We start from the raw sequence: 5,039 nt of genomic DNA on the forward strand, positions 1-5,039 counted from the left end.
CAGCGTGCTGGTCATCTCGTGCCCGTGCGCGCTCGGCCTCGCGACGCCCGCCGCGATCATGGCCGGCACCGGCGTCGCCGCGCGCCACGGCATCCTGATCAAGGACGCCCAGGCGCTGGAGCTGGCGCAGCGCACGACGGTGATCGCGTTCGACAAGACCGGCACGCTGACGGAAGGCAAGCCGTCCGTGACCGCCTTCGACGCGGTCGGCATCCCGCGCGGCGAAGCGCTGTCGCTCGCGGCGGCGGTGCAGCAGCATAGCGATCACCCGCTGGCGCGCGCGGTCGTGGCCGCCCATCGCGGCGACGTCGCAGCGCACGGCGGCGCGCTGTCGCCGCACGTGACGACCGACGCCCGCGCCGTCGCCGGACGCGGTGTCGAGGCGCGCGTCGACGGCCGGCTCCTCGCGCTCGGCAGAACGCGCTGGCGCGACGAGCTCGGGATCCAGGCGCCGCCCGCACTCGACGCGCGCGCCACCGAACTCGAACGCGCCGGCAACACGATCTCGTGGCTGATGCGTGCGGATGCGCCGCGCGCGGCGATCGCACTGATCGCATTCGGCGACACGGTGAAGCCGGGCGCGCGCGATGCGATCGCCGCACTCACGGCGCGCGGCATCACGAGCGTGCTCGTGACCGGCGACAATCCGGGCAGCGCAGCGGCCGTCGCGGCATCGCTCGGCATCGCCGAATTCCATGCGCAGGTGCTGCCGGACGACAAGGCACGCGTGGTCGCGGCCCTGAAGCGCACACACGGCGGAATTGTCGCGATGGTCGGCGACGGGATCAACGACGCGCCGGCGCTGGCCGCCGCCGACATCGGCATCGCGATGGCGACCGGCACCGACGTTGCGATGCACACGGCCGGCATTACGCTGATGCGCGGCGATCCGGCGCTCGTCGCCGATGCGATCGACATTTCGAAGCGCACCTACCGCAAGATCCAGCAGAACCTGTTCTGGGCGTTCGTCTACAACCTGATCGGCGTGCCGCTCGCGGCGCTCGGCTGGCTCAATCCGGTGATCGCCGGCGCGGCGATGGCGTTTTCCAGCGTGAGCGTGGTCACGAACGCGGTGCTGCTGCGTCACTGGAAGGGCGGCGCGCGCTAACGCGGGACGGGATGTCCGCGGCCCGTTGCGCGTGATGCCGGGCGCGTGCCGGGAACGGCAGCGAAAGCGCCGCGTCCCGGCCGCTACCCCGACACAACCGGCTTGATCAGCGTCGTCGTGATCGGCACGAAGCCGCGGGCGCGATACAACGCCCGCGCCGCCGCGTTGTGGTTGAACACCGACAGACCGATTTCGGCGATGCCATGCCGGCGCGCCTCGGCATCGAGCGCGTCGAGCGCGCGCGATGCCCAGCCTTGGCGGCGCCGGGCCGGCGCGATTTCAAGGTCGTAGATGAACAGCGTGCGATTCGGGCCTTCGGTCACGACCGCGTACCAGAGATCGCCGATTGCGCTGCCGCTTTCGTCATCGACGAGCGACACCAGCGTCTGGCCCGCGGTCCGCAAGCCATCCGGAAGCAACATATCGAAGCAGGCCTGCGCGCGTACCGGCGCATCCGCCGCACCGTTCTGCCCGGACGCGATGAGGTCGCGCGCGTAGCCGTCGATGGCCCGCGCGCGATACGCGTGAAATTCGCTGGCCGTCATCGGCCGCAGCTGCAACATGGCGAAACCACCGTGCGAGAACGGGCTTCCAGTGTAGCCGGACAGCCGCCGCGGCTGCCGCTCATTCGTCACCCGCGGCGCCGCTCTGCTCGTCGCAGCGCAATACCCCCGGCAACGCGCGCAGCGTGTCGCGGATCGCCTGGTAGTCCCGCTCGGACACCCGCGCGAGCGCGATGCGCACGTCGTCGTGGTCGGCCGTCTCGTCGTCCTGCTGGACAATGAACTGCTTGACGCGCTCGCTGTTCGGCCCGAGCGCCGCGTGCAGCGAATCGAACGTCAGCGCGCCCCGCTCGACCGTCAGCGCCAGGTAGCGCCGCTGGCGCACCGTGATGTAGCGGCGCTCGATCGGCTTGAGGCCCGCCAGGATGATCAGGATGATGACGGTCGCGGACAGCGACGCGACGTACAGTCCGCCGCCGACCGCGAGGCCGATCGCGGCGACCGACCACAGGCTCGCGGCCGTCGTCAGCCCGCGCACGATCTCGCCGCGCAGCAGGATCGATCCCGCGCCGAGGAAACCGATGCCCGACACGACCTGCGCGGCGACCCGCGACGGATCGAGCACGACATGCGGCTGGCCGAGCACGTCGAAGAAGCCGAACGCCGACACGATCATGATGAGCGCCGAGCCGACGCAGACGAGCATGTGCGTCCGCAGGCCGGCCGCCCACGACAGGCGCTCCCGCTCGAAGCCGATCACGCTGCCGAGCGCTGCCGCAAGAATGAGCCGCGACACGAGTTCCATATTGCCGAGCATCCTGCTTTCTCCTTTTTGTGGTGCCGGCCGCTCGGAATGTTTTATCCTTGGGGCCCGGCCGGGCACACCCGAGCCGGCACGATCCGATCCCAGCGCCCAACCCGTCATGTCCGTTTCCGACTCCGCTTCCGTCCAGGCCGCTCAATTGCGCCGCCATTTCGCACAGGTCATCTTGCCACTGTGGCGGGATTCCGGGTTCAATCGCGCATTGCAGCTGCCGTTCGAGGCTGTCGATCCCGTGTCGCATGCGCCGCTGCCGGTCACCCGGTATCGCGCGATGGCCTGCGCGCGGCAGTTGTTCGTGTATGCGCAGGCGGGCGACGCGGCGCATTCGGCGACGCTGTTCGATGCACTGTGCCGCCATTTCCGGGACACCCGTCACGGCGGCTGGCAATACAGCGTCGATGCGGCCGGCGCGCCGCTCGACACGACGAAGGATCTCTACACGCATGCGTTCATCGTGTTCGCGTGCGCCGCCTATTACGCGGCATCGGGCGAACCGCATGCGCGCACGGTGGCCGAGGACACCGCCGCGCTGATCCAGGATCGCTTCGCGCCGCGTTCACGCGACGCGTTGCTCGATGCGGCGCGTCATGACGATTTCTCCGGATCGGGCAGCGGGCCGCTGCAGAATCCGCTGATGCATCTGACCGAGGCCTGGCTTGCCGCCGCGGACGCGTTCGGCGACAGCGCGTTCGACGACGCGCTCGCCCGCACCGCGCACGCGGTCGAACGCACGTTCGTCGATCCCGCGACCGGCTGCGTGGCCGAGCTGCCGCTCGGCTCGGCGGACAATCGCTTCGAGCCGGGACATCAATTCGAGTGGTATTTTCTGGTCGACGCGGCGGGCGAGCGTGTCGCGCATACGGGGCTGCGCGATGCGCTCGCCCGTGCGTTCGGATTCGCCGAACGGCATGGTGTCGATGCGCTGACGGGCGGCGTCAGCGCGGCGCTCGACGCGCGAGGCGCATGCGTCGACGGTACGCAGCGCATCTGGGCGCAAACCGAATACCTGCGCGCGCTCGCGACGCACGGCGGCACACCGGCGTCCGCGCCGCTCGCGACGCAGATCGGGCGCTTCGCCGCGCGCTTCCTGCATCCGCGCGGCTGGTATGAATGCAAGACGGCGGACGGCGAGGTGGTGCGCGCCGACATGCCGTCGACGACGCCCTACCACCTCGCCACCGCTTACGCGGCGCTGCCTGCCGCCGGCGAGTAAGCCGCGTCGAACGCCGATCCGGCACGCATGTCCCGGGCGGCGGCGCGCGCATCGCCCAGCTCGAACACCGACACCGCGCGCATCAGCTGCGCGGTCTGGTCGTTCAGCGATGCCGCCGCTGCCGCGACCTGCTCCACGAGCGCGGCGTTCTGCTGCGTGAGCTGATCCATCTGCGTGACCGCCTGATTGACCTGCTCGATCCCGGTGCTCTGCTCGACCGACGCGGACGTGATCTCCGCCATCGTCTGCACGACACGCGAAATCGACGCCGACACCACCCGCATCGCCTCGCCCGCGCGCTCGACCAGCTCCGAGCCGCCGTTGATCTGCGCCACCGAATCCTCGATCAGCGCCTTGATCTCCTTCGCGGACTGCGCGCTGCGCTGCGCGAGCGAGCGCACCTCGCCCGCAACGACCGCGAAGCCGCGCCCTTGTTCACCCGCGCGTGCCGCCTCGACCGCCGCGTTCAGCGCGAGGATGTTGGTCTGGAACGCGATGCCGTCGATCACCGAAATGATCTCGGCAATGCGTCCCGAGCTTTGCGCGATGCCGCGCATCTTCTCGATCACGCTGTCGACGACCCCGCCGCCGTGGCTCGTCGCTTCGAGCGCCTCGTCGGCCAGCGCGCTCGCCGCGCGGGCGCTGTCGGTGTTCTGCCGCACGGTCGCGGTCAGCTCTTCCATGCTGGCGGCGGTTTCCTCGAGCGACGCGGCCTGCGTGCCCGTGCGCGCCGACAGGTCGGCGTTGCCGCTCGCGATTTCGCCCGCACCGAGGTGGATCGCATCGGACGCGTGACGCACGGTGCGCACGGTACCGGCGACGCTCTCCTGCATATCGGCCAGCCCGCGCAGCATCAGGTCGATCTCGAACACGCCGCCCGCGCGCACCGGCTCGTCGAGCCGGCCCTGCGCAATCCGTTCGAAGTGGCGGCCGGCCTCTTCGAGCGGCGCGACGACCGACCGGCGCGCCGCGGCGTAGATCGCCGCGATGCTCGCCAGCATGGCGGCCAACAGCACGATGCTCACCCACTTGAACCACGCCATGCCGCCGTCGATCGTCGCGAGCGCCATACGGCTCGAGTCGCTGCCGTAATCGACGAAGCGGTGCAGCTCGGTCAGGTACGCATCCTGGATACCTTGCGTCGGCTGATCGAGAAATGCCTGGATGTTGTCCGTGTCGAGGTACTGCACGAGTTCCACGAGCGCCGTGTGAATCTTGCGGTAACGCTCGGCGAGCGCCGCGACACGCGCGCGGTTCTCCTCGTCGACGGGCGGCACGGCGCTCAGCCGGGCGAACGCCTTGTCCGCCTCGACGAGCGAATCGCTTGCATGGCGGATGATGTCCTCGGGCTTCGGGCCGCCGCGCACCATGCGCGTGCCGGCACGCGACAGG

5 protein-coding genes are annotated in these 5,039 nt (G+C 70.2%); 2 read left to right on the plus strand and 3 right to left on the minus strand.

The window, feature by feature from the left end:
* A partial coding sequence (locus tag KH616_RS21135) for a heavy metal translocating P-type ATPase (protein WP_292250502.1) occupies nucleotides 1-1,108 on the plus strand: 1,108 nt, incomplete at its 5' end.
* An 83-nt stretch (nucleotides 1,109-1,191) separates the two neighbouring features.
* On the opposite strand, the gene KH616_RS21140 is transcribed toward KH616_RS21135, so the two are convergent.
* Both KH616_RS21140 and KH616_RS21145 read right to left on the minus strand, forming a co-directional pair.
* A complete protein-coding gene (locus KH616_RS21140) occupies nucleotides 1,192-1,671 on the minus strand; it encodes a GNAT family N-acetyltransferase (RefSeq protein WP_292250504.1) in 480 nt (159 codons plus the stop codon).
* Between the two features lie 61 nt (nucleotides 1,672-1,732).
* Nucleotides 1,733-2,428, minus strand: a complete 696-nt coding sequence (locus KH616_RS21145; RefSeq protein WP_292250506.1) for an MgtC/SapB family protein — start codon at nucleotides 2,426-2,428, stop codon at nucleotides 1,733-1,735.
* Between the two features lie 106 nt (nucleotides 2,429-2,534).
* Between KH616_RS21145 and KH616_RS21150 the strand changes: the two genes are divergently transcribed.
* Nucleotides 2,535-3,647 carry an AGE family epimerase/isomerase gene (locus KH616_RS21150; protein ID WP_292250508.1) on the plus strand — a complete coding sequence of 371 codons (1,113 nt, stop codon included), beginning with the start codon at nucleotides 2,535-2,537 and terminating at the stop codon, nucleotides 3,645-3,647.
* Here the strand turns inward: KH616_RS21150 and KH616_RS21155 are convergent.
* Nucleotides 3,617-5,039 (minus strand): methyl-accepting chemotaxis protein (locus tag KH616_RS21155; protein ID WP_292250509.1); only part of this gene is annotated, 1,423 nt, incomplete at its 5' end. The genes KH616_RS21150 and KH616_RS21155 overlap by 31 nt on opposite strands.

This window comes from Burkholderia sp. (assembly GCF_018375725.1).
Lineage (GTDB): Bacteria > Pseudomonadota > Gammaproteobacteria > Burkholderiales > Burkholderiaceae > Burkholderia.